A 26,303-nucleotide genomic window follows, 5' to 3' on the forward strand; every position below is an offset into this window, starting at 1 on the left:
GTCGGCGGTGATGCCGGGGCGGGTGGAGCCGCCGGCGCCACCGCGTTCTTGGGGGCAGCAGGTCACGCAGGCGCGGCCGGTATGGGCGGGACCGGCGGTGCAGGCGGCACCGGCGGCGGCGGCGCTACCGGTTCGGCGGATGGCGGGCACGGCTTCAACGGCGGGGGCGGCGGCACCGGTGGCACCGGTGGCAACGCCGCCCCGGGTGGCGTCAATGGCAGTGGCGGTGCCGGGGGTGTGGGTGGCATCGGCGGTAACGGAGGAACCGGCAGTTCTGGTGTCGGCTTGCATCTGCCGGGCGGAACCGGTGGCGATGCCGGCAACGGCGGAGCGGGCGGCTCCGGCGGGCACACCGGCACCGGCGGCACCGGCGGCAACGTCGGTGCCGCCGGTACCGGTGGCGCCGGCGGAACGGGAGGCGCCGGTGGCACCGGTGACACCGGAGCCGGCGGCGCGGTAGGCGAGGCGGGAGGCATCGGCGGACACGGCGGTGTCGGCGGCACCGGTGGTGCTGCCGTCGCCGGCCGCACCAACGGCAACGGCGGTGCTGGTGGCGCCGGCGGTATCGGTGGCAGTGGCGGCGCCGGTGGTTCGGGCGTCGGCTTGGGCCTGGCTGGTGGTGGCGGCGGCGAGGGTGGCGCCGGGGGTGCCGCCGGAGCCGGCGGGCACGCTGGCAGCGGAGGCACCGGCGGGAGTGCCGGAAATGCGGGCACCGGCGGTCTGGGCGGGCGGGGCGGTGACGGTGCGGCCGGTGACCACGGAGTCAACGGCACCGGTGGCGGGCCCGCTGGTGCCGGCGGTACCGGCTTCGCCGGCGGTCAGGGCGGCAAGGGCGGAGCGGGCGGGGCCAGCGGAGTCGGTGGGACCAACGGCAGCGGCGGTGCCGGTGGCAGCGGCGCCGCAGGCGGTGACGGCGGTGATGGCGGCTCGGGCGTCGGACGGGACTTAATCGGCGGCGCCGGCGGAGACGGTGGTGCCGGCGGCGACGCCGGAGCCGGTGGATCGGCAGGGGGCGGCGGGACCGGCGGCCTGAACGGAAAGGCGGGCAACGGCGGCCTGGGCGGCAACGGTGGTCAAGGCGGTGTCGGTGACAGCGGTGCCACCGGAGCCGGCGGCGGCACCGGGGGCAGCGGCCTGGCTGGCGGCAACGGCGGCAACGGCGGACATGGCGGCAGCAGCGGTGCCGGCGGCACCAACGGCACCGGCGGCCTCGGCGGCAACGGCGGCGCGGGCGGCGCAGGCGGCGACGGTCATTCGGGGGTCGGCCTGGGGTTGGCCGGAGGCGCAGGCGGTGACGGCGGCGCCGGCGGAAACGCTGGGACCGGTGGCCTCGTCGGCACCGGGGGCACCGGCGGTCAGGATGGAAACTTCGGCAGCGGCGGCCTAGGCGGCAATGGTGGACACGGCGGCACCGGTGACAGTGGTCCCGTCGGCGCGGCCGGCGGCATCGGCGGCGACGGTCTGGCCGGCGGCAAAGGCGGCAACGGCGGACACGGCGGCAGCAGCGGCAACGGCGGCACCAATGGCATCGGCGGCCTCGGCGGGAACGGTGGCGCCGGCGGTGCGGGCGGCGACGGTGGGTCCGGGGTCGGCAAATTCCTGGGCGGCGGTGACGGTGGCAACGGCGGCAACGGCGGCAACGCCGGCGCTGGAGGCCTGGTCGGTGCTGGCGGCACCGCCGGCCACGACGGCAATGCAGGCACCGGCGGTCAAGGCGGCAGCGGCGGCAACGGGGGCACCGGTGACAGCGGCGCCGCCGGAGGCGACGGCTACCTCGGCGGCAGGGGCGGTAACGCCGGTGATGGCGGCACTAGCGGCAACGGCGGCATCAACGGCAGCGGCGGTCAAGGTGGGAACGGTGGAGCCGGCGGCGCCGGGGCTAACGGTGCATCCGGCGTCGGCCTGCAAATGGCCGGCGGCAACGGCGGCAACGGCGGCAATGGCGGCAACGCGGGGGGCGGCGGTCTCGCCGGCGCCGGCGGCACCGGGGGCACCGCTGGCAACGCAGGCACCGGGGGTCTCGGCGGCGACGGCGGCAACGGTGGAGCCGGTGACAGCGGCGCCGCCGGCAGCGGCGGAGGCCCCGCTGGCGCCGGCAAGGCGGGATTCGCCGGCGGCCGAGGTGGCAATGGCGGCTCCGGCGGCTACAGCGGTGCCGGCGGCACCAACGGGAGCGGCGGCATGGGCGGCAGTGGCGGCATCGGTGGTGCCGGTGGGGACGGCGGATCGGAAGTCGGCACCTTCCTCGGCGGCGGTGCCGGTGGGATTGGTGGAGACGGCGGCGCCGCCGGGGCCGGCGGCGCGGTGGGCGTCGGGGGCACCGGAGGCCACAACGGCAACTACGGCTCCGGCGGTCTCGGGGGCAACGGCGGCAACGGCGGCAACGGCGCCGAAGCAGGCACGGGTGGCCACGGCACCGGCCTGGATGGCGGCAAGGGCGGCGCCGGCGGCGCCGGCGGAAGCAGCGGCACCGGCGGCACCAACGGCAGCGGCGGGAACGGCGGCGACGGCGGCACCGGCGGCAAGGGCGGCCCCGGCAGTACCGACGTCGGCGGAGACATGACCGGTGGTACCGGCGGGAAAGGCGGTGAAGGCGGCATAGGCGGCAACAGCGGTACCGGCGGCGTCAACGGGAACGGCGGCGAGGGCGGCGACGGTGGCACTGGAGGCGGCGGGGGCACCGGAACCTCAGGTGTCGGCCGGCACATGACCGGCGGCGCCGGCGGCGATGGCGGCGCCGGCGGCAACGCGGGCGCGGGCGGTCTGGGCAGGCCCGGGGGGACCACCGGAAACGCAGGCAATGGCGGCACCGGCGGCACCGGCGGACAGGGGGCGCCGGCGACAACGGTGACCCCGCGACCGTCGGTGGTATCGGTGGAACCGGGTTCGCCGGTGGCGCCGGCGGCATCGGCGGCACAGGCGGCAACAGCGTGGTCGGCGGCACCAACGGCAGCGGCGGCGCCGGCGGTATCGGCGGATCCGGTGGCACCGGCGGCGCCGGTGGATCCGGCGTCGGCTTACAGCGGGTCGGCGGGGATGGCGGCACCGGCGGAAGCGGTGGCAAAGCCGGCACAGGTGGTCAAGCAGGCAGCGGCGGCAGCGGCGGCGTTACCGGAACCGACGGGTTCGGCGGCCGCGGTGGCAACGGCGGCGCAGGCGGGACCGGCGACACGGGCGCCAACGCCGTTGGGAGCAGCGCCGGCGGCGCCGGCCTTGCAGGCGGAAACGGCGGGACTGGGGGAGCCCCCGGTGCCAGCAGCGCGATCGGCCGTGGAGGCGACGCCGGCAACGGCGGCCGCGGCGGTACCGGCGGCAACGGCGGCTCGGGCGGTCACGCGACTTTTGATCCCGGCGGCGCCGGTGGTGGCGGCGGCAACGGCGGTGTCGGCGGCGCCGGCAGCGCCGCAACCAACGGCGGCAACGCGGGCAGCGGTGGTGCCGGCGGCAGTGGAGGCAACGGCGGCACCGGAGGCCTCGGGTATAGCGGGGCAGACCCCGGCGGCGTCGGCGGCACCGGTGGCAACGGCGGCAACGGCGGTATTGGCGGTACGGCCACCGGCGGTGGTGACGGGGGCGCTGGCGGTGACGGTGGCAGCAGCGGGATCGGCGGCCAAGGCGGCAACCTCCCCAACTTCGGCACCGGTGGCAATGGCGGCAACGGCGGGATGGCCGGGAACGGTGGCGCTGGTGGCAACGCAACCAACGGCGGCGATGCAGGCGACGGCGGAAATGGCGGCCAGGCCGGCGGTGGCGGCAGCGGTGGCACCAGTACTGCAAGTTACCAAGGCGGCAATGGCGGCAACGGCGGAACCGGCGGCGGCGGCGGCAACGGCGGCACAGCCACGGGCGGCGGCAGCGGCGGCAAGGGCGGCAGCGGCGGTGGCGGCGGCATCGCCGGGGCCGGCGCCAGCGCTGGCTTTCCAACGGGTAACGGCGGCAACGGCGGCAACGGCGGCAACGGCGGGGCCGGCGGGACCGGCGGTGCAGCCACCGGCGGCGGCAACGGGGGCAGCGGCGGCAATGGCGGCAACGCCGGCATCGCCGGGAATGCCGGGAATGGAGGCAGCGGCGCCGACGGATATACCCCTCGCGGTGGCGTCGGAGGCAGCGGAGGCAACGGCGGCGCGGGCGGTGCGGGCGGCAGTACTGACGTCGGCCTCGGCGGGAATGGCGGCAACGGCGGCACCGGTAACAATGGCGGCACCGGCGGCAATGTCGCCATCAATCAGGGCGGCGGCGGCGGCATCGGCGGCACCGGCGGCGACGGCGGCACCGGCGGCACCGGCGGCACCGGCGGCACCGCAACCAACGGCGGCACCGCCGGCAACGGCGGGGCCGGCGGTAACGCCGGCAACGGCGGCGGCGGCGGCAGCGCGACCGGGAATATTCCCACCAGCGGCAGGGGCGGCGACGGCGGTAAAGGCGGCACCGGGGGCCTTGGGGGCACCGCAACCAACGGCGGCAGCGCCGGCAACGGCGGTGCCGGCGGTAACGGCGGTATCGGCGGGGCCACCGAGGCCACGTTCGGTCCCGGCGCTGCTGGCAGCGGCGGCATGGGCGGAGACGGTGGCGACGGCGGCGGCGGCGGTACAGCAACTGGGGGCGGCCACGGCGGAGACGGCGGCTTAGGCGGCAGCGCCGGCGTCGGCGGCGACGGCGGCTTCGGTGGCAGCAACTCCGGCGGCAGCGCCGGCAATGGCGGCGGTGGCGGCACCGGCGGCACCGGCGGTATCGGCGGCACGGCGAACGACCATGGCAAAGCAGGCGCCGGCGGCGCCGGCGGCGCCGGCGGCGGTGGCGGCACCGGCGGGAAGGCGCGGAGCGTCGTCGGCGCCGGCGGTACCGGTGGCAACGGTGGTGTCGGTGGTGCTGGCGGCGCCGCAGAGGGCGGCGGCGACGGCGGCGCCGGCGGCAGCGGCGGCAACAGCGGTGTGGGTGGTGTGGGCGGCGCCAGTACCAGCTTCGGTACCGGCGGTGCCGGGGGCAAAGCCGGCACCGGAGGCGCCGGTGGCGCGGGCGGCGCGGCAACTGGCGGTGGCGATGGCGGCACCGGCGGCAGCGGCGGTACCGGTTCTGCTGGCGGCAGCGGCGGCTCCGGCAGCATCGCCGTCCTTGGTGGCTCAGGCGGCACTGGCGGCACCGGCGGACTAGGGGGCGTCGGCGGCGCGGCAACCGGCGGTGGTGACGGCGGCACCGGCGGCAACGGCGGTGGCAGCGGAGTCGGTGGCGTGGGCGGCAACGCCTTCGGATCTGCCGGCACGGGCGGCGCCGGCGGCGCTGGCGGGAGCGGCGGAAAGGCGGGTGGCGGCGGCAACGCCGACCTCGGCGTGGGCGGCAATGGTGGGGTCGGCGGCATCGGCAGCACCGGAGGCACCGGCGGAAACGGCACCGTCGCCGGCGGTAAAGGCGGCGACGGCGGCAATGGGGGGAACGGCGGCGACGGCGGCGACGGCGGCACCTCCGGTGGCACTGGCGGCGCCGGCAGCGTTCACGGCAGCGGCGGCGGCGGCGGGACGCCCGGCGGCGCCACCGGCGGCCCGGGGATTGACGGCGTCGACGGCACCGACGGCCACATCATCTGAGGTGGGCGCCTAACCCCGCCGAGCAGACGCTAAAGCGCCCATTTCGGCACGAAATTGGGCGCTTTAGCGTCTGCTCGCGCCAGGTAACTAGACCGGGATCAACCCGTGCTTGCGCGCCAGCCGTGTCCAGCTTTGCTTGTCGCGCAGCAGGTGCAACGACCTGCGCAGCAACAATCGGGTCTGGTGCGGGTCGATCACCGCGTCGATGAAGCCACGCTCGGCGGCGATCCACGGAATCGCCATGTTGAGGTTGTAGCCCTCGATGAAGTCCTTCTTGATCTTCTGGACCTCGGGAGCGGTCGGGTCCGGGAAGCGCTTCACCAGCAATTGCGCTGCGCCCTCCGCGCCGATCACCGCGATGCGCGCCGTGGGCCAGGCGAAGTTGAAGTCGGCGGTCAGCTGCCGCGAGCCCATCACCGCGTACGCGCCCCCGTAGGACTTGCGGATCGTGATGGTCACCTTCGGCACGTCGGCCTCGACCACGGAGTACAGGAACCGGCCGCCGCGCTTGATGATGCCCCGCTTCTCCTCCTCGGCGCCGGGCAGGAACCCGGGGGTGTCCACCACGAACACCAGCGGGATCTGGAACGAGTCGCAGAACCTGATGAATCGCGCCGCCTTGTCGGAGGCCTCGTTGTCGATGGCCCCGGACAGGTGCATGGGCTGGTTGGCGATCACGCCCACCGGGCGCCCGTCGACCCGGGCGTAACCGGTGATGATGGCCGGCCCGTGCTGCGCCGCGACCTCCAGGAAGTCGCCGTCGTCGAAGATGCGCAACAGGATCTCGTGCATGTCGTAGGCCGCGTTGTCGGAGTCCGGCACGATCGAGTCGAGTTCCAGGTCGGTCGGGGTGACCTCGGGTTCGAGTCCGGGATTGATGACCGGCGGCTTGGTGAAGCAGTTCGACGGCAGGAACGACAGGAATTCGCGTACGTACTGGAATGCCTCGGCCTCGGAGTTCACCACCTGGTGGATGTTGCCGTAGCGCGCCTGCGCGTCGGATCCGCCGAGCTCGTCGAGGGTGACGTCCTCGCCGGTGACCTCGCGGATGACGTCGGGACCGGTGACGAAGAAGTAGCCCTGGTCGCGCACCGAGACCAGCAGGTCGTCCTGGATCGGCGAATAGACCGCTCCCCCGGCGCATTTGCCGAAGATCAGGGAGATCTGCGGCACCACCCCGGACAGCGCCTCGTGTCGCTGACCCAGCTCGGCGTACCAGGCCAGCGAGGTGACCGCGTCCTGGATGCGGGCTCCGCCGGAGTCCTGGATGCCGACGATCGGGCAGCCGACCATGGCACACCACTCCATCAGCCGGGCCACCTTGCGGCCGAACATCTCACCGACCGTGCCCTGGAAGACAGTCTGGTCGTGCGAGAACACCCCGACCGGGCGGCCGTCGATGAGCGCGTGCCCGGTGACCACGCCATCGCCGTACAGCGCGTTGGGATCACCCGGGGTCTTGCACAGCGCCCCGATCTCGAAGAAGCTGCCCGGATCGACCAGCGCGTGCACCCGGGCCCGGGCGCTGGGGATGCCCTTCTTGTCGCGCTTGGCCGCGGCCTTCTCGCCGCCCGGCTCCTTGGCCTGCTCCAGACGAGCCCGCAGCTCGGCCAGCTTCTCGGCGGTGGAATGCACGACGATCGGAGCCGGCTCCGGAGCTAATTCCGTCACTTACTTCCCTACCTCACTAGCCACTTCGGATTCGATCTCGTCCAGCGCGCGACTCATGTGTTCGCCCACCTTGGCGATGATCGGCTCGTCGATGGCCTGAATGTGCTCACCACCGATCGGCACGACCTCCAGGTCGGCGACGTACTCGCCCCAGCCGCCATCCGGCTTGCGGATGCCGTACCGCGGCTCGAACATGATCGCGTCGTCATGGTATCGATCGGCCATGTAGAGGGTGACGTGGCCATCGAACGGCTGGATTTCGGCGGTGTCGATCGCCCGGTTGTCCAGGTACGACGTGCGCTGATGCTCGATGATGCCGGCCGGGATCTGCACGCCGCTCTGGCTGACGGCGTCCAGCACGAACCGCACCTGGCCGTCGTCGTCGAGCTCCTCGAGCTGCTCGTACGGGATCGCCGGGATGGTGACGTTGAACGTCTTCTCGGCGAACTTGGCGTAGCGGTCCCAGCGCTTGCGGACCTCTTCCTTGGTTTGCGGGATCTCCTCACCGGCGCGCACCGCGTCGATCAGGCCGACCCAGCGCACGTCCTTGCCCAGCCGCTTCAGCCCGATCGCACAGGCGTAAGCCAGCACCCCGCCCAGCGACCAGCCGGCCAGGATGTAGGGCCCGTCGCCCTGCATCTCGATCAGCTTCGGGACGTATTGCGCGGCACGCTCTTCGATCGACCCCTCGACTCGTTCGAAGCCGTACATCGGGGTGTCCGCCGGCAGCCGCTTGAGCAGCGGCTCGTACACCACCGTCGAGCCACCGGCCGGGTGGAACACGAACACCGGTGTGCGCGTGCTGCCCTCCTGCCGTGGCCGCAACGTGCGCACGAAGCCGTCGACCACGCCGGCCTCCAGGTAGTTGCGCACCTTCTCGGCCAGCGCCTCGATGTTCTCCGAGGTCTGCACATCCTCGACGGTGATCGGGCCTTCGGCACGCTCGGAGAGCCGCTGCGCCATCTTGGCGGCCTTCTCGTCATCCAGCTTGGGCAACGGGTTGAAGATGCCGCCGGCGGACTTGCCGGTGACAACGGCCCAGGTCGCGAAGACGACGCGCTCGGCGGCGTCCCGGGGCGGGACGTCGGAGTTGAGCGCCTTGGCGACCGCCTCCTGGCTGAGTGCCCCGGCCGTGGGTTTCTCGCCATTCCCGGCGGCGCCGTTGGTGCCCGGGCCGGACGGATCTGTCGGCGGCGGCGGGATCGGCACGTCGGACGGCGGGGGCGCCTCCGAGGCGGGTTCGGGCTGCGTTTGGGGCTCTGCCTGCGGGTCCGGCGCCGGGGCCACCAGGCTGGCCGGCGACGCACCGCTGAGCAACTCGGCCTGCGCTCGCGCGATCTCCTCGGCGGTCTGCGTCTTCTGGTACTCGTGCAGCTGCTCGACCTCGTCGCGGTGCTCGATCGCGTACTCGATCAGCTTCTCCACGGCATACAGGTTCGCGTCGCGCACCGCCGTCAGCTGGATCGGCGGCAGGTCGAAGTCGTACTCGACGCGGTTCTTGATCCGCACGGCCATCAGCGAGTCCAGGCCGAGCTCGATCAGCGGCACCTCCCAGGGCAGGTCCTCGGGCTCGTAGCCCATGGCCGCCGCCACGATGGTGCCCAGGCGCTCGGCGATGGTCTCGCCGGAATCGGGAGACCACCGGCCCACGTCGGACGGCAGGTACCGGTTGGTCAGGCTGTCGGTCAGCGTCTCGGCGGCGTCCTCCTCGACAGGCGCCACCGCAGTGGACTCGGCGGCCACAGCGGTACCGGCCCCGACCGCCACCGGCAGCACCGCCTCGGCACCGCCGCGGGCCACCAGGGCGTCGTAGACCAGCGTGAAGGACTCGTCGATGCGGGCGTGCACCTGCACCGAAGCCCCGCCGGGATGACGCGTCAGCGTCGTCACCAACCGGGCACCCTCACCGGGCACCGCCCGCTGCTCGGCGGCCGTCACAGCGGCGTCCGGCAGCACCGCCGTCGCGGCGGCTTTGACCAGCGCGACGAGATCGGGGGTCCGCTCCCGCGGCGAGTACTCCCACACATGGCGACCGTCCGGCAGGGCGACGTGCGCGCCCGGCATCAGGATCGAGCCATCCCCGGCGAAATGCGCGTCCAGCCAGTGCTCTTTGCGCTTGAACCGGGTCGGCGGGATGTTCGCGTAATCTTCCGGGCCAGCAGCCCGGGTGAACAATGTCCGCACGTCCAGGTCGTGGCCGTGCACGAACAGCTGGGCCATGGTCGAGATCATCGACTCGACCTCGTCCTGCTTGCGGGCCAGCGTCGGGATCAGCTGGGCGTCATGCAGCCCGGCCGACGCCGTCGTCAGACCGACCTGCATCAAGGCCACCGGGTTGGGCGCCAGCTCCAGGAAGGTGGTGTGCCCGCTGTCGACGGCGTTGCGGATGCCGTGGGTGAAGTAGACGCTGTGGCGCAGGCCCTTCTTCCAGTAGTCGACGTCGTGGATGGGCTCGCTACCGGGCTTGATGTAGCGGCCCTCGTGCACCGTGGAGTAGATACCGCAGGTCGGGCTCATCGGCTTGATGCCCTGCAACTCGGCGGCCAGTTCACCGAGCAGCGGGTCCATCTGCTGGGTGTGGCTGGCGCCCTTGGTCTGGAACTTGCGGGCGAACTTGCCCTCGGATTCCGCGCGGGCGATGATCGCGTCCACCTGCTCGGGCGGGCCGCCGATGACGGTCTGGGTGGGCGCGGCGTAGACGCACACTTCCAGGTCGGGGAAGTCGGAGAACACCGTCTTGATCTCGTCGGCGGAGTACTCCACCAGCGCCATCAACCGGATGTACTCGCCGAACAGCATCGCCTCGCCCTCACCCATCAGGTGCGAGCGCGAGCAGATGGTGCGGGTGGCGTCTTGCAGCGACAGGCCGCCGGCGAAATACGCCGACGCCGCCTCACCGAGGGACTGCCCGACCACCGCGGCGGGCTTGGCGCCGTGGTGCTTGAGCAGCTCACCGAGGGCGATCTGGATCGCGAAGATGGTGACCTGGGTGGTCTCGATGCCGTAGTCCTGCGAGTCGTCGAGGATCAGCTCGAGCACCGAGTAACCCAGCTCGTCCTGGACCAGCGCGTCGACCTTCTCGATCCACTCGGCGAAGACGGGGTTACGCAGGTAGAGGCTCTTGCCCATCTTGCGGTGCTGCGCGCCGAAACCGGCGAGCACCCAGACCGGGCCGTTGGTCACCGGGCCGTCCGTGCTGAACACGTTCGGCCGCTGCTTGCCCTCGGCGATCGCGCGCAGACCCTTGATGGCTTCTTCGTGGTCGTGGGCCAGCACCACCGCGCGCGAGCGGCCGTGGTTGCGGCGCGACAGCGAGCGGCCGATCGACTCCAGCGACGATGCCTGCCCTTCAGGGCTTTCCATCCAGTCCGCCAGTTCGGCAGCGGCGGCCTTCTTACGCGAGGTCAGGAACGCCGAGATCACCAGGGGGATCGTCGGTGCCGGAAGTTCCTGTCCGGCAAGCTCTTCCAGCGCCGCTTCCTTGAGCGCCAGCGCCTCCTCGGTGACGCCCGGCAGCTCGTACTCGTCGTCGGCGGCGACGGGGGCGTCGTCGTCGATGATCTCGCCGTACTCGTCGAAACGCAGCGAGTGGCCGACCCCTTCGGTCAGCTCTCCCCCGGCGGACACCACGGCCGCCTGCGGTGAGGCCACCGGCTCCTCGGGCTCGCGCTCGATCACGTCGCGGGGCAACACCTCGCGGACCACCAGGTGCGCGTTGGCGCCACCGAACCCGAAGCTCGACACCCCGGCCAGCGCGTAGCCGCCGTAACGGGGCCAGTCGGTGGCCTGGTCGACCACCTTCAGACGCATGGCGTCGAAGTCGATGTAGGGGCTGGGTCCGGCGAAGTTGATCGACGGCGGCAACTTGTCGTGCTGCAGCGCCAGCACGACCTTGGCCATGCTGGCCGCGCCAGCCGCCGATTCCAGGTGCCCGACGTTGGTCTTGACCGCGCCGAGCAGCGCCGGCCGGTCGGCCGGACGTCCCTTGCCGACGACCCGGCCCAGCGCCTCGGCCTCGATCGGGTCGCCCAGGATGGTGCCGGTGCCGTGCGCCTCGATGTAGTCGACGTTGCGCGGATCGATCCCGGCATCTTTGTAGGCGCGGCGCAGCACCTCGGCCTGTGCGTCTTGGTTGGGCGCGATCAGTCCGTTGGAGCGGCCGTCGTGGTTGACCGCACTGCCGGCGATGACGGCCAGGATCTGGTCGCCGTCGCGGCGGGCGTCGTCGACCCGCTTGAGCACCAGCATCCCGCCGCCCTCGGAGCGGGTGTAGCCGTCGGCGTCGGCGGAGAAGGACTTGATCCGGCCGTCCGGCGAGAGCACCGCGCCGATCTCGTCGAACCCGAGCGTCACCGCGGGGGTGATCAGCGCGTTGACGCCGCCGGCCACCACCACGTCGGCCTCGCCGTTGCGCAGCGCCTGCACACCCTGGTGGATCGCCACCAGAGAACTCGAGCAGGCGGTGTCGACCATGACCGACGGGCCGCGGAAATCGAAGAAGTACGACACCCGGTTGGGGATGATGGCGCCAGAGTTGCCGGTGATCGCGTACGGGTGCGCGACCGTCGGGTCGGAGATGGCCAGGAAGCCGTAGTCGTTGTTGCTGACACCGACGTAGACGCCGACGGCCTCGCCGCGCAGGCTGGACGCCGGAATGCGGGCGTGCTCGAGCGCCTCCCAGGTCAGCTCGAGGGCCATCCGCTGCTGCGGGTCGATGTTGTCCGCCTCGGTCTTGGCCACGGCGAAGAACTCGGAGTCGAAGCCCTTGATGTCCTTCAGGTAGCCACCGCGGGTGCGGGCCTTGGCGACCCGCTCGGCCAGCCGCGGCTCTTCCAGGAATTCCGACCAGCGGCCCTCGGGCAGGTCGGTGATCGCGTCGCGGCCTTCCATCAACGCCGCCCACGTCTCGTCGGGGGTGTTCATGTCGCCGGGCAGGCGGGTGGACAGGCCCACGATCGCGATGTCGACGCGCTCGGCGGGACCGGTGCGGGTCCAGTCGGCCGCGTCGGAGTCATCCTCGGGCCGTTCTGGTTCGCCCTCGATGATCCGGGTCGCCAGCGACTCGATGGTCGGGTGCTGGAACGCCACCGCGACCGACAGCGTGACACCGGTCAGGTCCTCGATGTCGGCGGCCATCGCGACCGCATCGCGCGACGCCAGACCCAGCTCGACCATGGGCACGGACTCGTCGATCGAGTCCGGCGACTTTCCGACGGCCTTGCCGACCCACTCGCGCAGCCATTTGCGCATCTCGGGGACCGTCATGGGCTGCTTCTCGGGCGAAGGCGAGTTCTCCTGGCTTATGTCAGACATCAGCTACCTTGTTCAGTCGATCATTCAGAGGTGGCGAAGGTCGTCGCGGAGTTCACGCCGCTGCGCAAACTGCCGTCGAGATAGGCCGTGCGGCAGGCGCGGCGGCCGATCTTGCCACTGGAGGTTCGGGGAATCGAGCCGGCCTGCACCAGCAGCACGTCGCGCACGGTCACCCCGTGACCGACGGCGATGGCCGCGCGGATGTCGTCGGCGATCGGCTGGTACTCGAGCTTGTGGGTCCCCGCCGCACGCTCGCCGACGATCACCAGCTGCTCGGAGGTGTCTTCCGGGTCGAACTTCAGGCCGGCGTGCGGGTCGTCGAAGACCTTCTGCGGCAACTCGTTGGCCGGCACCGAGAAAGCGGCGACATAGCCCACCCGCAACGCCTTGGTGGATTCCTGGGCCGTGAACTCGAGGTCCTGCGGGTAGTGGTTACGGCCGTCGATGATGACGAGGTCTTTGATCCGGCCCGCGATGTAGAGGTGGCCGTTGTGGTAGGTGCCGTAGTCACCAGTGCGCACCCACAGCGCGTCGTCGGGAGCGCCCTCGGCGTGCGACTCGCTGACCCGCGACTTCAAGATGTTCTTGAAGATGTTGGCGGTCTCTTCTTCCTTGCCCCAGTAGCCGATGCCCAGGTTGTTGCCGTGCAGCCAGATCTCGCCGATCTGCCCGTCCGGCAGCTCGCTGGCCGCCTCGGGATCGACGATGACGGCCCACTCGTCCACACCGATCTTGCCGGCGGAGACCTGTGCGACCGCGTTCGGGGAGTCCGCGGCCACCTCGACGAAGTGCTGCTTGTTCAATTCGGCGCGGTCGACGTGGATGACGGTGGGCGACTCGTCCATCGGGGTGGTCGAGACGAACAGCGTGGCCTCCGCCAGCCCGTAGGACGGCTTGACCGCCTCGGGCTTGAGGCCGTAGGGCTCGAACGCCTTGAAGAACTTGCGCAGCGACGACGGTGACACCGGCTCGCTGCCGTTCAGGATGCCCTTGACGTTGCTCAGGTCCAGGGGCGGCTCGTCGTCGCGCGGCAGACCGCGCACCGCGGCGTGCTCGAAGGCGAAGTTCGGAGCAGCGGAGAACGTCCCGCCCGTCTCACCGGGTTTCCGGGCCAGCTCACGGATCCAGCGGCCGGGCCGGCGCACGAACGCGGCCGGCGTCATGAAGGTGAAGCTCTGGCCCAGCACCGAGGTCAGCAACACCGTGATGAGCCCCATGTCGTGGAAGAACGGCAGCCAGCTGACGCCGCGGTCGCCTTCCTGACCTTCCAGGGCGTTGAGCACCTGCACCACGTTGGTGGGCAGGTTCAGGTGCGTGATCTGAACACCGGTCGGGGTGCGGGTGGAGCCGGAGGTGTACTGCAGGTAGGCGGTGGTGGTCTCGTCGGCGTCGGGTTCCACCCAGGTGGAGGCGACCTCGGTCGGCACGGCGTCGACCGCGATGACGCGAGGACGTTCCTTGGCCGAACGCGCGCGGATGAATTTGCGGACACCCTCGGCGGATTCGGTGGTGGTCAGGATCGTCGAAGGCGTGCAGTCGTCGAGGACCGCGTGCAGACGGCCGACGTGGCCGGGCTCGGACGGGTCGAACAGCGGGACGGCGATCCGGCCGGAGTACAGGGCGCCGAAGAACGACACCATGTAGTCCAGGTTCTGCGGGCAGAGGATGGCGATGCGGTCGCCCGGCTGGGTGACCTGCTGCAGCCGCGCGCCCACGGCGCGGTTGCGGGCGCTGAACTCCGACCACAAGATGTCGCGCTCGATGCCGTCGCGCTCGGTGGAGTAGTCCAGGAAGCGGTACGCCAGCTTGTCGCCGCGCACCTTCGCCCACTTCTCGACGTGACGCACCAGGTTGGTGTTCGACGGGAACCGGATCTTGCCGTTCACGATGAACGGGTTGTGGTACGCCATGACGCTCTCTCCTGTCACAAACTCTCTAGTTGTCGGCTCGCGCCGACGGTAGTCCTCTAGTGGCCGGCCGAGCCGGCTGAAAAATCTGCGCGCGGCCCAGCTGCGACCAGCGCCCGTTTCGCACCGGCGCCTGTCGCAGCCAACTCTGACCCACCCGGGTCAACCACATGCTCTTAATTTTCTCTTAATGTTAAGGGGCCGGGGGCGGCAGACCAAATCACAAGGTACGCCTGATCGCGGTCACCACCATCACACCGCGGCCGTGTCCGATAGCTCAGCTATCGAATCGGGACCGGGCGGATCAGCTGTGCTTGGGATGCGGCGCCTTGTCCAGCACGCCCTGGGCCCAATTCAGCGTCCACTGGGTGGCGGACAGGCCGTTGGCATTCCAGAAGTCGGTGGTCGCATACATCGCGTGGATGGGCTGCCCCGCCCCGCCGGCCAGCGTATTCAACGTGGTAGGGAGGTTGGCGGGACTGAACGCCTCCTTGGGTGCGGCACAGATCAGGTCGCCCTCGGCGCAGATCTCGTTGGTCCGGTTGTCCAGATCACCGAACCCGCCCGGCCGCGCACCGGTCATCGTCAGACCGAGCCCGGACAGCACCGGCACCTCGTGCAGGGTGATCTCGGCGCCGACGCCCGGTGGGGTGGGCGGGACGTTGTTGCCGACGCTCTCCTGGCGTCGCCCGTCGGCGATCAACGTCACACCCAGCACCAGGTCCTCGTCGACGGGGCCGAGGCCGTTGCCGATGTCGCTGGCGACGTCGCCGCCGATCACCGCACCCTGGGAAAACCCGACGATCACGTAGCTGGTCAGCGGGCACCGATTGTTCATGTCGGTCATCGCCTTCACCATGGCCCGGGTGCCCTCGGCGCGGCTCTCGTTGTAACTCATCTGACCGTCGGCGCTCAGCGGATTACGGAACTGCGCGGTGTAGGGGACGGTGTACGTCTGCACCCGGCCCGGCGCGAACTGCTGGCTGATCGGCCCGGTCACGTTCAGCAGCAAGGCCTTCGGGAACTGCGTCGGGTTCAGCGGATCGTCCGTGGGCCACGACTCCCAGGTGCCCGGCACCGAGATCAACTGCACGTCGGGGCAGGACGCGTCCTGTGATGCCGGGCGTGGCTTCTTCGGGTGGGACGTGGTGGGGCCCGGGGGCAGCACACCCGGAGGAACCGCGCTCGGTGGCACGTTGGGCTGACGCAACAACATCACGCCGCCGATGATGACGAGGGCCACCACCAGAGCCATTGAGCCGGCCGCCGCCCAGGCAAGCCGTCGGCGGCGTTTGCGCTGTGCGCTGTTCTTAGCCATCTTCTCCCGCTAACAGAGTCCGGTGGGGACCCTCAGCGGGTCCCGGCGAATGGGTCGGGCAAGTGCCTTACCAGGTAACGCACCTTCGCGCCCTACTCACCCGCGCAGCGTGGTGATGCGGACGTACCGCCCTCTGCTGCACTCCTTAGAGGGTACCGGCCCTCGCCGCTAGCGAATGGCGCCGACCCGCTGCGCCCGGCTCCATCCCTGCGGCCGCGCTTGCGATCGCCGCTAGCGAATGGCGCCGGCGATGTCGCCGGACATAGCGCCCAGCACCCCGGCCCACGAACCCCAGCCGTTGTCGCCGCCGCCCGGGAAGTCGAAGTGGCCGTTGTGCCCGCCCACGTCGCGGTACTGCTGGTAGAAGGCCTTGCTGTTGCCCATCGCCTCGGCGCCGGCGCCGAGCATGGCTGCCGGGTTGCTGGCGCCGGGGTTGGTGGGTGCCCATACCCAGACCCGGGTGTTGTTCTGGGCCAGCAGGGCGGCGTGCACATACGGGTCGTGCCACTTCCAGCGGCCCAGCTGCGGGGCTCCCCACATGCCGTTGCCGTCGACGCCGCCGAACTGCTGCAGACCGGCCAGGATCGCGCCGTTGGTGAAGGTGTTCGACGGGTACAGGAAGCCGGACATCGAACCGGCAAAGCCGAAGCGGTCGGGATGGAAGGCGGCCAGCGCCAACGCGGCGTAGCCGCCCTGGGACGCGCCGACCGCGCCGTGCCCGCCGGGCGCCAGGCCCTTGTTAGCCGCCAGCCAGTCAGGAAGCTCGCTGGACAGGAAGGTGTCCCACTGCTTGCTGCCGTCCTGCTCCCAGTTGGTGTACATGCTGAACGCCCCGCCGGCCGGCGCCACCACCGAGATGCCCTTGCCGGCAAGGGTGTTCATCGCGTTGCCGGCGGTGACCCAGTTGCTGACGTCGGGGTTGGCGTCGGCGGCGTCCAGCAGGTAGACCGCGTGCGGCCCGCCCGCCAGGAAAGCCACCGGGATGTCGCGGCCCATCGCGCCCGAGGGCACCATCAGGGTCTCGAATCCGGCGGCCCTGGCCGTCCCCGCAGAACCCAGCGACGCGCTCACACCCCCGAACGCGACCGACAACACGGCAACGCAGAACAGCCGTAGCACTACCGACAGACCCCTCATGTCCACCCTCCATGGTGTGACGCTGTGCACGACAAGACCTAGCCCGCAGGTAGCTAACCACACCCGGCGGAGCCGGATAAAGGGGGCGGTAACGCTAACGGCGGCGACCCGTTTGGGTCGCCGCCGTCAGACGGTTGTTTATCGCCAGCGCGATTTAGGTGCCAGTGCCCTGGTTCACGCCGACCGCAGCGGCGGTGGCGGGACCGGCGCCAGGCGTCGCACCCAGCGTGCTCTGCAGGTCACCCTTCATGGCCTGGAGCTGCGCGCCCCAGTACGGCCAGTCGTGCGTGCCGTTGGCGTCGAAGTTGAACACCGCGTTGTGGCCACCAGCGCCGTTGTAGGCCTCCTGGAACTTCAGGTTGCTGGTCCGCACGAAGCCCTCCAGGAACTTGGCGGGCAGGTTGTTGCCACCGAGGTCGGACGGCTTACCGTCACCGCAGTAGATCCACAGGCGGCTGTTGTTGGCGACCAGCTTGCCGACCTGCAGCGACGGGTCGTTGCGCTGCCACGCCGGGTCCTCCTTGGGACCCCACATGTCGGACGCCTTGTAACCACCGGCGTCACCCATGGCCAGGCCGATCAGCGACGGGCCCATCGCCTGCGACGGGTCCAGCAGCGCCGACAGCGAGCCGGCGTAGACGAACTGGTCGGGGTGGTAAGCCGCCAGGATCAAGGCCGACGAGCCGGCCATCGACAGACCGACGGCGGCGCTGCCGGTCGGCTTGACCTGCTTGTTGCTGGCCAGGTACGCGGGCAGCTCGCTGGTCAGGAAGGTCTCCCACTTGTAAGTGGTGCAGCCGGCCTTACCACAGGCCGGGTTGTACCAGTCGCTGTAGAAGCTGGACTGGCCGCCGACCGGCATGACCACGGAAATGCCGGACTGGTTGTACCACTCGAACGCCGGAGTGTTGATGTCCCAGCCGTTGTAGTCGTCCTGGGCGCGCATGCCGTCGAGCAGGTACAGCGCCGGCGAGTTGGCTCCACCACTCTGGAACTGGATCTTGATGTTGCGGCCCATCGCTGCCGAGGGCACCTGCAGGTATTCCACCGGCAACCCTGGACGCGAGAACGCACTCGCGGTCGCGGAGCCACCGACGAACCCCACCAGTCCCGACAGCAGCGCCGCACCCACGGCACCCACCATCAGGCGGCGCGGCATACCCGTCACGGCGCCACGAAACCTGTCAACAAGCTTCATCCTTGCTTCCTCATCCTCATCCTTGTGGGCACATCCTTACGCATCGCTGTGCTTGGGGGCGCGTCCCGAATTGGGTCAGACTGCACGCACGCGGCGCTGCAGTGCTCCCGTAGTCAACCACACCTTGAGGCTGACGCTCTCCTTCGGGACGGCGCTTTCGGGGTCTTCCGTCCGGGTTTCGCCGAAATTACGGGCGCGCGGTCGGCGGCCGGAGACGGCGTTTGCGCATGTGCCCGAGGGCGGGTGCACGCTGGTGAAGGCTCACTTGTGATGTTGCTGTCAGTCTGCGTAGGGCTGTGGATCGACCGCGCTGACCCGGCGCATAAGGATTCTTAGAAATTTTCTGAGCCGCCGCGCCCCGCGGCTGCCGCCTTCGCTTCAGAGAGCACCGCTCACTCGCGTGGCGGCGCCGGCGGCACCTTCGGCACCTCAAGTCCGCACCTGATCAGCTCGTAGCGCGGCACCCGGTCGATGCGGTACTGCGTGAATTCATAAGCGTGCAGCAGGTTGGAGACGAACCGGCGCAGGGTCATCGGGGCCCGCACGGAGTTGAGCACCGCCTGGGTCCCCGGACACTTCAGCGCCGCTTCGGCCTCGGCGACCCACTGTTGATCCAGGTAGCCGGGGATGCCGGGCGGCCACTTCACCCACGGCCCGTCGGCCACCACCCAGTCCGGGAACAGGTTCTTGTCGTGACCGATACGGCCGTGCTTGAGCCGCTCGGTGTGCGCGGCCAGCGGGTTCGCCAGCCCGATCTGGTCGATGACCCTGACGTCCAGACCGACGTTCATGCCCAGCATCCCCAGATTGGTGAAGAAGACCGTGTGCTGCGGTTTCTGGTCCGGGGGAATGCCGGGGGCGCTGCCCGGCGGGATCATCGGCACCAGGTCCCACTGCGTGTAATTGCCCGACGGCAGCAGCAGCGCACCGTCGGGGGTGTTGTCCAGGGCCACCAGCACGGCCGCCATCCGTGGGTAGTCCAGGTAGTCGGCAGCCGTCAGCGGGTGGGCGCGGCCGGTGGCCTGCGCGTAGAAGCGGCGTTCGTCGACGATGCCGGAGTAGCTGACGTGCGTGGCGTCATCGCCCATGCCCGGCGAGTTGGCCGCCCACAGCGACCAGCCGGCCACCGCCAGCCAGAGCGCGCTCACCCCGCCGGCCAGCCAATAGCCGGCCTCCTTGGAGAAGTCCTTGCCGTCGGGAATCACCACCGGGATCACGGCGACCGGCGCCAGCAAACAGAACAGCGGCGTCAGCAATACCCGGCCGTGCATGAAGTCGCCGCCCTGGCGGATCCAGTACAGGGCCTGCAGTAGGCCGCTGACCACCATCCACGTCACCACGGCCGCCGGGCTCTGCACCGCCCGCGCCAGCCGTCCGTAGCCGGGCGCCAGCGTCGGGCGCATGAACGAGGGCCGGCGCCGCGCCAGCACCAGCACGACGCTCAGCGGCACCAGCAGGATGACCGGCACCCACAGCGAGTACGGCGCATTGAAGTTCGCGAGATAGATGAGGCCTTGGGACCATTTGTCGCCGGCCGCATCCTTGGCCAGGGCGGTCCCCGGGACCAACAGGCCGTAGTAGCCCATCCGGAAGATCTGATACGCGACCGGCAGCAGCCCGCCGGCCAGCACGATGAGCCCGCGACGCCGCCAGGTGCGGGCGGCGATCATCATCATGATCAGTGCGGCGCCGCCGATCAGCGCCAGCTCGGGCCGCACCAGCACGCTGCAACCCGCGACGAAGGCCAGCGCCGCGATGAACCACCGGCTTTCCGGACGCACCCTCAGCGGCTGAGCCCAGCAAACCATCATCCACCACAGCAGCCCGATATAGGCCATCACCAGCCCGCTCTCCAGGCCGGACGTCGCGAAGTCGCGGGCCGGTGGCACCGCGATGTAGACCAAGGCTCCGGCCGGCAGCATGATCGCCCGGCGACCACGCAGGCTGGGCGCGAACAACCGGCCCGTCCCCAGCATCAACAGCACCACGCCGGCCACCGACAGTGTCAGGGCCACGGCCAGCGCCACGTACTCGAGTCGCACGGAACCGCCCACCCAGCTGCAGGCGTACAGCAGGTAGGTCCAGGCAGTCGAGGTGTTGGCCTCCACCCGCTCACCGGCGTTGAACACGGGCCCGTTGCCCGCCAATAGGTTGCGCACCGTGCGCAGCACGATCAGCCCGTCGTCGGCGATCCAGCGGCGTTGCCAGGCGCCCCAGCCGAACAACAGGGCGACCAGCGCGACACTCACCCACAGGCTGATTCGCACCGTGGTGGTGTAAGGGAATACCGGCCACTTGACCCGTCGGACGGACGGTCGCCGCGCGAGTGCCGCCGCCTGGAGGGCTTTGAACCTTTCGCTAGCCGAAAGCAACAGCAGCACCAACTGTTGCGATCCAGGCCAGGGCCAGCAGCTGCAGCACACGGTCACGCAGCGCGATGTCCTCGGGTTCCCCGGCCAGCCCACCGTCGACGTCCACCGCATAGCGCAGGATCGCGATGGTGAACGGAATCATCGACACCGCGAACCACGAACCCGAATAGCGGTCCCGCTCGAAGGCCCACAACCCGTAGGACATCACCACCGCGGTGGCTGACAGCGTCCAGACGAAGCGCAGATACGTGCTGGTGTAGCTCTCCAGCGACTTGCGGATCTGAGCGCCGGTGCGCTCGGACAATTGCAGCTCGGCGTACCGCTTGCCGGCGACCATGAACAGCGACCCGAAGGCCGCCGTCAGCAGAAACCATTGGGACAGCGGGATGCCGGTGGCCGCGCCGCCGGCGATCGCACGGATCAGATACGCCGAGGAGACGATGCAGATGTCGATCACCGCTTGGTGCTTGAGCCCGTAGCAGTAACCCAGTTGCATCACCAGGTAGACCGCCATGACCACGGCCAGATTGGGCGTCAGCCACCAGGACAGGCCCAGCGAAGCGGCGCCCAGCACCACCGCCAGCGTGTAGGCCAGCCACGGGGGCACCACACCGGCGGCGATGGGCCGGAACCTCTTGGTGGGGTGCTCCCGGTCGGCTTCGACGTCTCGCACGTCGTTGATCAGATAAATCGCCGAGGCCGCCAGGCTGAACACCACGAAGGCGATTGCGACCTTGACGCCCATGGCGCCCCAGTCGTAGGGCACTACGTGCCCGCTCGCATCCCGTGGGCGGGTGTGGTCACCGCTGCCCGCCGCGGCCAGCGGCGCGGCCAGCACCAGCACGTTCTTGACCCACTGCCGCGGGCGGATCGCCTTGATCACCCCGGTCACCAGGTTCTTCGGGGCCCCGCTCACTTCCACCAGATCGTCGCTCATCGCACCCACCTTCGTCGGGCCGCGTTGTCCACCCGGACGGCCGTTGCGGCCACTCCGGCACCGAGAACCACGCCGGCGGCGACGTCGCTGGGATAGTGCACACCCAGCAGTATTCGTGACAGCGCCATGGGCGGCACCAGCACCACCGGCAGCGGCAGGCCGGTAACCCGGCCCAGCAGGATCGCCGCGGCCGTCGTCGACGTGGCGTGGGCCGACGGGAAGCTGAGCTGACTCGGGGTGCCGACGTTGACCGTGACGGCCGGATGATGAGGCCGCTGGCGCCGAACCACTCGCTTGACCACCACGGCAGCGGCGTGTGCGGCGAAGGTGCCGATGCCGGCCACCACCCAGTCCCGGCGCCGGTGCCGATCCAGGACGGCCCCGAGCAGGGCGATCAGCAGCCAGCCGATGCTGTGCTCGCCGAAATGCGACATGGCACGGGTGACCGGGAGCACCCCGGGGCGCTGGGTCAGCGCCGACTGGACGGCCACCATTGCTGCGACCTCACCACGCGGCGGCTCGGCCGGTTCAACCATGGCTGGCAGCGTCGGCCGAGCCGTTAACGGGCAGCACCATCTCCCACTTCTGTTTGCTGGACAGCACAGGCAGCGCCTCGCGGTAAACCCGGCGCATCTCATCGAAGCGGCGCGCCAGCTGGCGTTGCCGGCGCACCGACGCCAGCAGCAGCGAGAACATCTTGGAGCGGTCCCGCTGGCGGTAGACCACGCCGCAGCCGTCGGCGGTGGTGACGGTGACGCCGTCGACCGTGCACAGCCGGAACCAGCGCGCGTCCTGGGTCGGCACGTTGAACTCGGGACGCTGATGGTGAGCCGGGTCGGCGGCCTTGAGGTTGTGCAGGATGCCGCGGGCCAGCCGGTAGCTGATCACCACCGGATTGACCGGCGGCTTCATCACCTTGTTCTTGTGCAGCGGCGCCGGGAGCTCGCTGGCCGCCGGCAGCACCACCGCGTCGGGGTAGGCGGTACGCATCTGGCGCACCTCGGGCAGCGCCGACTCCAGGATGGAGAAGATGTGCTCGGGGCCGGCCAGGAAGTCGTCGATGGCCCGGTTCTGGATCTCGACGGTCGAATACTCAAGGCAGGCAAGGTGTTTCAGCGTTGCCTTGAAGTGGCTGCGAACCAGGCCGGAGACGTCGCCGTCCCAATGCATCGCGGCGACCACCAGCCGGTTGCGCAGGTGGAAGTACGCCTGCCAGTCGATCGCATCGTCCTTGTCGCTCCAGGCCATGTGCCAGATCGCGGCGCCGGGCAGGGTGACGGTGGGATAGCCGTGCTCCGCGGCTCGCAGACCGTAGTCGGCGTCGTCCCACTTGATGAACAGCGGCAGCGGCTGGCCCAACTCCTCGGCGACCTGCCGCGGGATCATGCACGTCCACCAGCCGTTGTAGTCGACGTCGATGCGCCGGTGCAGCAGCTTGCTCTTGTCCTCTTTGTCGTTGAGCGGGTACTCGGCGAAGTCGTGGTCATACTCGGCATGCGGTGCGGCGGTCCACATGAAGTTCGTCCGGTCCACCACCTCGCCCATGATGTGCAGGTGCGACGGCTCTTGCAGGTTGAGCATCTGGCCGCCGACCAGCATCGGCGTCTTGGCGAACCGGCTCATTGCCAGCACCCGCAGGATCGAGTCCGGCTCGATGCGGATGTCGTCGTCCATGAACAGGATCTGTTGGCAGTCGGTGTTTTTCAGCGCCTCGTACATCACCCGGCTGTAGCCGCCGGAGCCGCCCAGGTTGGGCTGGTTGTGGACGGACAGACGGGCACCCAGGCGCTCGGCCGCTGCCGGGAAATCGGGGTGGTCGCGTACCTTGCGGGTGCCCTGATCGGGCACGATCACCGCACCGATGACCTGGTCGACCATCGGGTCGGCGGTGAGTTCGCGCAGTGCGTTCACGCAGTCCGCGGGCCGGTTGAAGGTCGGGATGCCGACCGCGATGTTGGCCGTACCGGGCGCCGGGGTGGGGGCATACCAGCCGCCGCTGAGCAGCGCGACCTTGGTGTCGGTGGTGATGTCGAACCAGATCCAGCCGCCGTCCTCGAACGGCTGCAGGCTGACCTCGATCTCCAGCACCGCGGGTTGTTCGTCGGTGCCGCTGAAACCGCGGCCCTCGACGAAGATGCGGGCCCCGGTGGCCTTGGTCCGGTAGAGGTCGACGCGCCCGGTGCCGGTCAACTCCACGCGCAACACCACCGAGGTGCAGATCGACCAGCGCCGCCAATAGCTGGCCGGGAACGCGTTGAAGTAGGTCGCGAACGACACCTCGGACTCGGCGCCGATCTGCAGCGAGGTGCGACTGGTCGCGTGCGCCCGCCGGGCGTTGGTGGTCGACTCCTCCAGATAAAGCTTGCGCACATCGAGGGGCTCGCCGGGACGCGGCAGGATGATGCGCGACAGCAGACTGACGGCGGTCATGAGGCGGCCTCGGTCACTAGTGGCGCGCCGTCTTTCAGGTGCGGCGCAAGGACGTTGTCGTACATGCTCAAAGCGCTGGCAATGGCCATATGCATATCCAGGTATTGGTAGGTGCCCAAGCGTCCGCCGAACAGAACCTTCGCTGCCGCGGTCTCGGACTTCGCCCTGGCCCGGTAGGCGGCCAACAGGGCGCGGTCGGCCTCGGTATTGATCGGATAGTAGGGCTCGTCGTCGTCTTCGGCGAAGCGGGAGTACTCGCGCATGATCACCGTCTTGTCGGTCGGGTAGTCACGCTCGGTGTGGAAATGACGGAACTCGTGAATGCGGGTGTAGGGCACGTCGGGGTCGTTGTAATTCATCACCGGGGTGCCCTGGAAGTCGCCGATCGGAAGGACTTCCAGCTCGAAGTCCAGTGTGCGCCAGCCCAGCCGGCCGTCGGCATAGTCGAAGTACCGGTCCAGCGGGCCGGTATAGACCACCGGCGCGTCGGGGCTGGCGGCGCGCAATTCGTCGCGCACGTCGAACCAGTCGGTGTCCAGCCGGACCTCGATGCGGTCGTCGGCGGCCATGTTCTTCAACCAGGCGGTGTAGCCGTCAACCGGCAGGCCCTCGTAGGTGTCGCTGAAGTAGCGGTTGTCGAAGGTGTAGCGGACCGGAAGGCGGGTGATGTTGGCCGCCGGCAGTTCTTTGGGGTCGGTCTGCCACTGCTTGGCGGTGTAGCCCTTGACGAACGCCTCGTACAGCGGGCGGCCGATCAGGGAGATGGCTTTCTCTTCCAGGTTCTGCGCGTCGGCGGTGTCGATCTCGGCCGCCTGCTCGGCGATGAGCTTGCGGGCCTCCTCAGGGGTGAAATACCTTCCGAAGAACTGCGACACCAGACCCAGGCCCATCGGGAACTGGTAGGCCTGCCCGTTGTGCATGGCGTAGACCCGGTGCTGGTAGCCGGTGAAGTCGGTGAACTGCCGGACGTAGTCCCACACCTTCTTATTGGAGGTGTGGAACAGGTGCGCGCCGTACTTGTGGACTTCGATCCCGGTCTGCGGCTCAGGTTCGGAATAGGCGTTACCGCCGAGGTGCGGGCGACGCTCGACAACGAGAACTCGCTTGTCGAGTTGGGTGGCCACGCGCTCGGCGATCGTCAGGCCGAAAAATCCGGAGCCGACGACATAGAGGTCAAAACGAGCGGGGAGGTCGAAACGGGAGTTCATCGGTTGCCTAGGGTATCCGACCTTGCTGCCAAAACCCGACTTGGCGGGTCGGCCCCACCCGGGTTTTCCCAGGTGCCGGCCTGAACAACGGCGTGCCGTCGGGCCAACGTCACACCTGTGAACCACTCCCCTCACGATTCGGTATCGCCACAGTAGTCACATCATTCTCACTCGTACCATCGGTCGTGTGGGTCTCCGACCCCGACTCCACATAATCCAGATTGAGGAGACTTCCGTGCCGAACAGACGCCGACGCAAGCTCTCGAAGACTATGAGCGCGGTCGCCGCCCTGGCCGTCGCAAGTCCGTGTGCTTACTTTCTTGTTTACGAATCGACCGCCGACAACAAGCCGGTGGAACACCACGAGTTCAAGCGGGCCGCCAGCGTCGCCGACCTGCCCAACGAGTTGATCTCCGCGCTGTCGCAAGGCCTCTCGCAGTTTGGTGTCAACCTGCCGCCGGTCCCCGCGCTCGGCGGCACCAGCGGCGCCGGCACCGGATTGGGGACCACCGGCCTAGGCACCACACCCGGCCTGGCCAGTCCCGGGCTGGGCACCACCGGTCTGGGCACCACGCCCGGCCTCGCCAGCCCCGGCCTGACTCCCACCGCACCCGGCGCCCTGCCCGGTAGCACGCTGACACCTCCGACGCCCGGGACCGGCGCGGGTGTCAATCCGGCCCTGACCAACCCGGCGCTGACCAGCCCGGCCGGCGTGGCGCCCGGCCTGACCAGCCCGTCGGCGCTCAGCCCGGCCACCGCGACCGGCGAGGTTCCGATCTCGACACCAGTCGGGCTCGACCCGGGTGCCGACGGCACCTACCCGATCCTGGGTGACACCTCCGGACTCGGCGGTGGCGGCACCGGGCTTGCGCCGGTCTCTCCGGCCGCCACTGGCAGCAGCGGGGGCGGCGGCCTGGTCAGCGACCTGATGCAGGCGGCCAACCAGCTGGGTGCCAGCCAGGCCATCGACCTGCTCAAGGGCCTGATCATGCCGGCGATCATGCAGCAGGTGCAGGGTGGCGCCGCGGGTGCTCCGGCGGCGGCGGGTGCCGCACCCGCGCTGCCCGCCGTGCCTGGTGCGGCCGGCCTGACACCGGTGCTGCCCACCGCGGGTGCGCCCGGAGTGCCGGCCGTGCCCGCCATTCCCGCGGCGGCGGGAGTGCCCGCGGCCGCAGCAGCGGCGGCGCCGGTGGCCGCGGTGGCGGAGGCGCCACCGGTTTAGCGAAGCCT

The 26,303-nt window shown here is 70.2% G+C and carries 14 protein-coding genes; 3 read left to right on the top strand and 11 right to left on the bottom strand.

What is annotated here, in order from left to right:
* Together AWC08_RS39405 and AWC08_RS37360 are read left to right on the top strand one after the other, a co-directional pair.
* The coding region (locus AWC08_RS39405; protein ID WP_178132178.1) for a hypothetical protein at window positions 1-4,629 on the top strand (4,629 nt) is incomplete at its 5' end.
* Window positions 4,554-5,582, top strand: a complete 1,029-nt coding sequence (locus AWC08_RS37360; RefSeq protein ID WP_065135339.1) for a hypothetical protein — start codon at window positions 4,554-4,556, stop codon at window positions 5,580-5,582. The genes AWC08_RS39405 and AWC08_RS37360, both read left to right, overlap by 76 nt.
* Window positions 5,583-5,669: 87 nt before the next feature.
* Here AWC08_RS37360 and AWC08_RS12255 read toward each other — a convergent pair whose 3' ends face one another.
* The 11 genes from AWC08_RS12255 to glf form a co-directional block, all read right to left on the bottom strand.
* Window positions 5,670-7,253 (bottom strand): acyl-CoA carboxylase subunit beta, encoded by a 1,584-nt coding sequence (locus tag AWC08_RS12255; protein WP_065135338.1) that lies wholly within the window; start codon window positions 7,251-7,253, stop codon window positions 5,670-5,672.
* Window positions 7,254-12,566: a polyketide synthase Pks13 gene (pks13, locus tag AWC08_RS12260; RefSeq protein ID WP_085087848.1), complete on the bottom strand. Its 5,313-nt coding sequence runs from the start codon at window positions 12,564-12,566 to the stop codon at window positions 7,254-7,256.
* A 20-nt stretch (window positions 12,567-12,586) separates the two neighbouring features.
* A complete protein-coding gene (fadD32, locus tag AWC08_RS12265; RefSeq protein WP_069433408.1) occupies window positions 12,587-14,476 on the bottom strand; it encodes a long-chain-fatty-acid--AMP ligase FadD32 in 1,890 nt (629 codons plus the stop codon).
* 301 nt (window positions 14,477-14,777) lie between these two features.
* Window positions 14,778-15,791: a carboxylesterase Culp6 gene (gene culp6 / locus AWC08_RS12270; RefSeq protein ID WP_065135335.1), complete on the bottom strand. Its 1,014-nt coding sequence runs from the start codon at window positions 15,789-15,791 to the stop codon at window positions 14,778-14,780.
* 231 nt (window positions 15,792-16,022) lie between these two features.
* Window positions 16,023-16,928: an alpha/beta hydrolase-fold protein gene (locus AWC08_RS12275; RefSeq protein WP_065135334.1), complete on the bottom strand. Its 906-nt coding sequence runs from the start codon at window positions 16,926-16,928 to the stop codon at window positions 16,023-16,025.
* 154 nt (window positions 16,929-17,082) lie between these two features.
* On the bottom strand, window positions 17,083-18,126 hold the full coding sequence (gene ag85A, locus AWC08_RS12280) for a diacylglycerol acyltransferase/mycolyltransferase Ag85A (RefSeq protein ID WP_069433407.1): 1,044 nt from the start codon (window positions 18,124-18,126) through the stop codon (window positions 17,083-17,085).
* A gap of 392 nt (window positions 18,127-18,518) precedes the next feature.
* On the bottom strand, window positions 18,519-20,498 hold the full coding sequence (gene aftB, locus AWC08_RS12285; RefSeq protein ID WP_372513518.1) for a terminal beta-(1->2)-arabinofuranosyltransferase: 1,980 nt from the start codon (window positions 20,496-20,498) through the stop codon (window positions 18,519-18,521).
* On the bottom strand, window positions 20,485-21,435 hold the full coding sequence (locus AWC08_RS12290) for a decaprenyl-phosphate phosphoribosyltransferase (RefSeq protein ID WP_065135351.1): 951 nt from the start codon (window positions 21,433-21,435) through the stop codon (window positions 20,485-20,487). The genes aftB and AWC08_RS12290 overlap by 14 nt, the downstream gene beginning before the upstream one ends.
* Window positions 21,432-21,971 (bottom strand): phosphatase PAP2 family protein, encoded by a 540-nt coding sequence (locus AWC08_RS12295; RefSeq protein WP_065135331.1) that lies wholly within the window; start codon window positions 21,969-21,971, stop codon window positions 21,432-21,434. The genes AWC08_RS12290 and AWC08_RS12295 overlap by 4 nt, the downstream gene beginning before the upstream one ends.
* Window positions 21,964-23,865, bottom strand: coding sequence for a glycosyltransferase (locus AWC08_RS12300; RefSeq protein WP_069433405.1), 1,902 nt, complete (start codon window positions 23,863-23,865; stop codon window positions 21,964-21,966). Before AWC08_RS12300 ends, AWC08_RS12295 begins: the two co-directional genes overlap by 8 nt.
* On the bottom strand, window positions 23,862-25,073 hold the full coding sequence (gene glf / locus AWC08_RS12305) for a UDP-galactopyranose mutase (protein WP_065135329.1): 1,212 nt from the start codon (window positions 25,071-25,073) through the stop codon (window positions 23,862-23,864). Before glf ends, AWC08_RS12300 begins: the two co-directional genes overlap by 4 nt.
* A 235-nt stretch (window positions 25,074-25,308) precedes the next feature.
* Between glf and AWC08_RS12310 the strand changes: the two genes are divergently transcribed.
* The gene (locus AWC08_RS12310) at window positions 25,309-26,295 is read left to right on the top strand and encodes a hypothetical protein (RefSeq protein ID WP_172835192.1); all 987 of its coding nucleotides are present in this window, start codon (window positions 25,309-25,311) and stop codon (window positions 26,293-26,295) included.
* Window positions 26,296-26,303: the final 8 nt, after the last annotated feature.

The sequence above is a fragment of the Mycobacterium gordonae genome (assembly GCF_002101675.1).
Classification (GTDB): Bacteria; Actinomycetota; Actinomycetes; order Mycobacteriales; family Mycobacteriaceae; genus Mycobacterium; species Mycobacterium gordonae.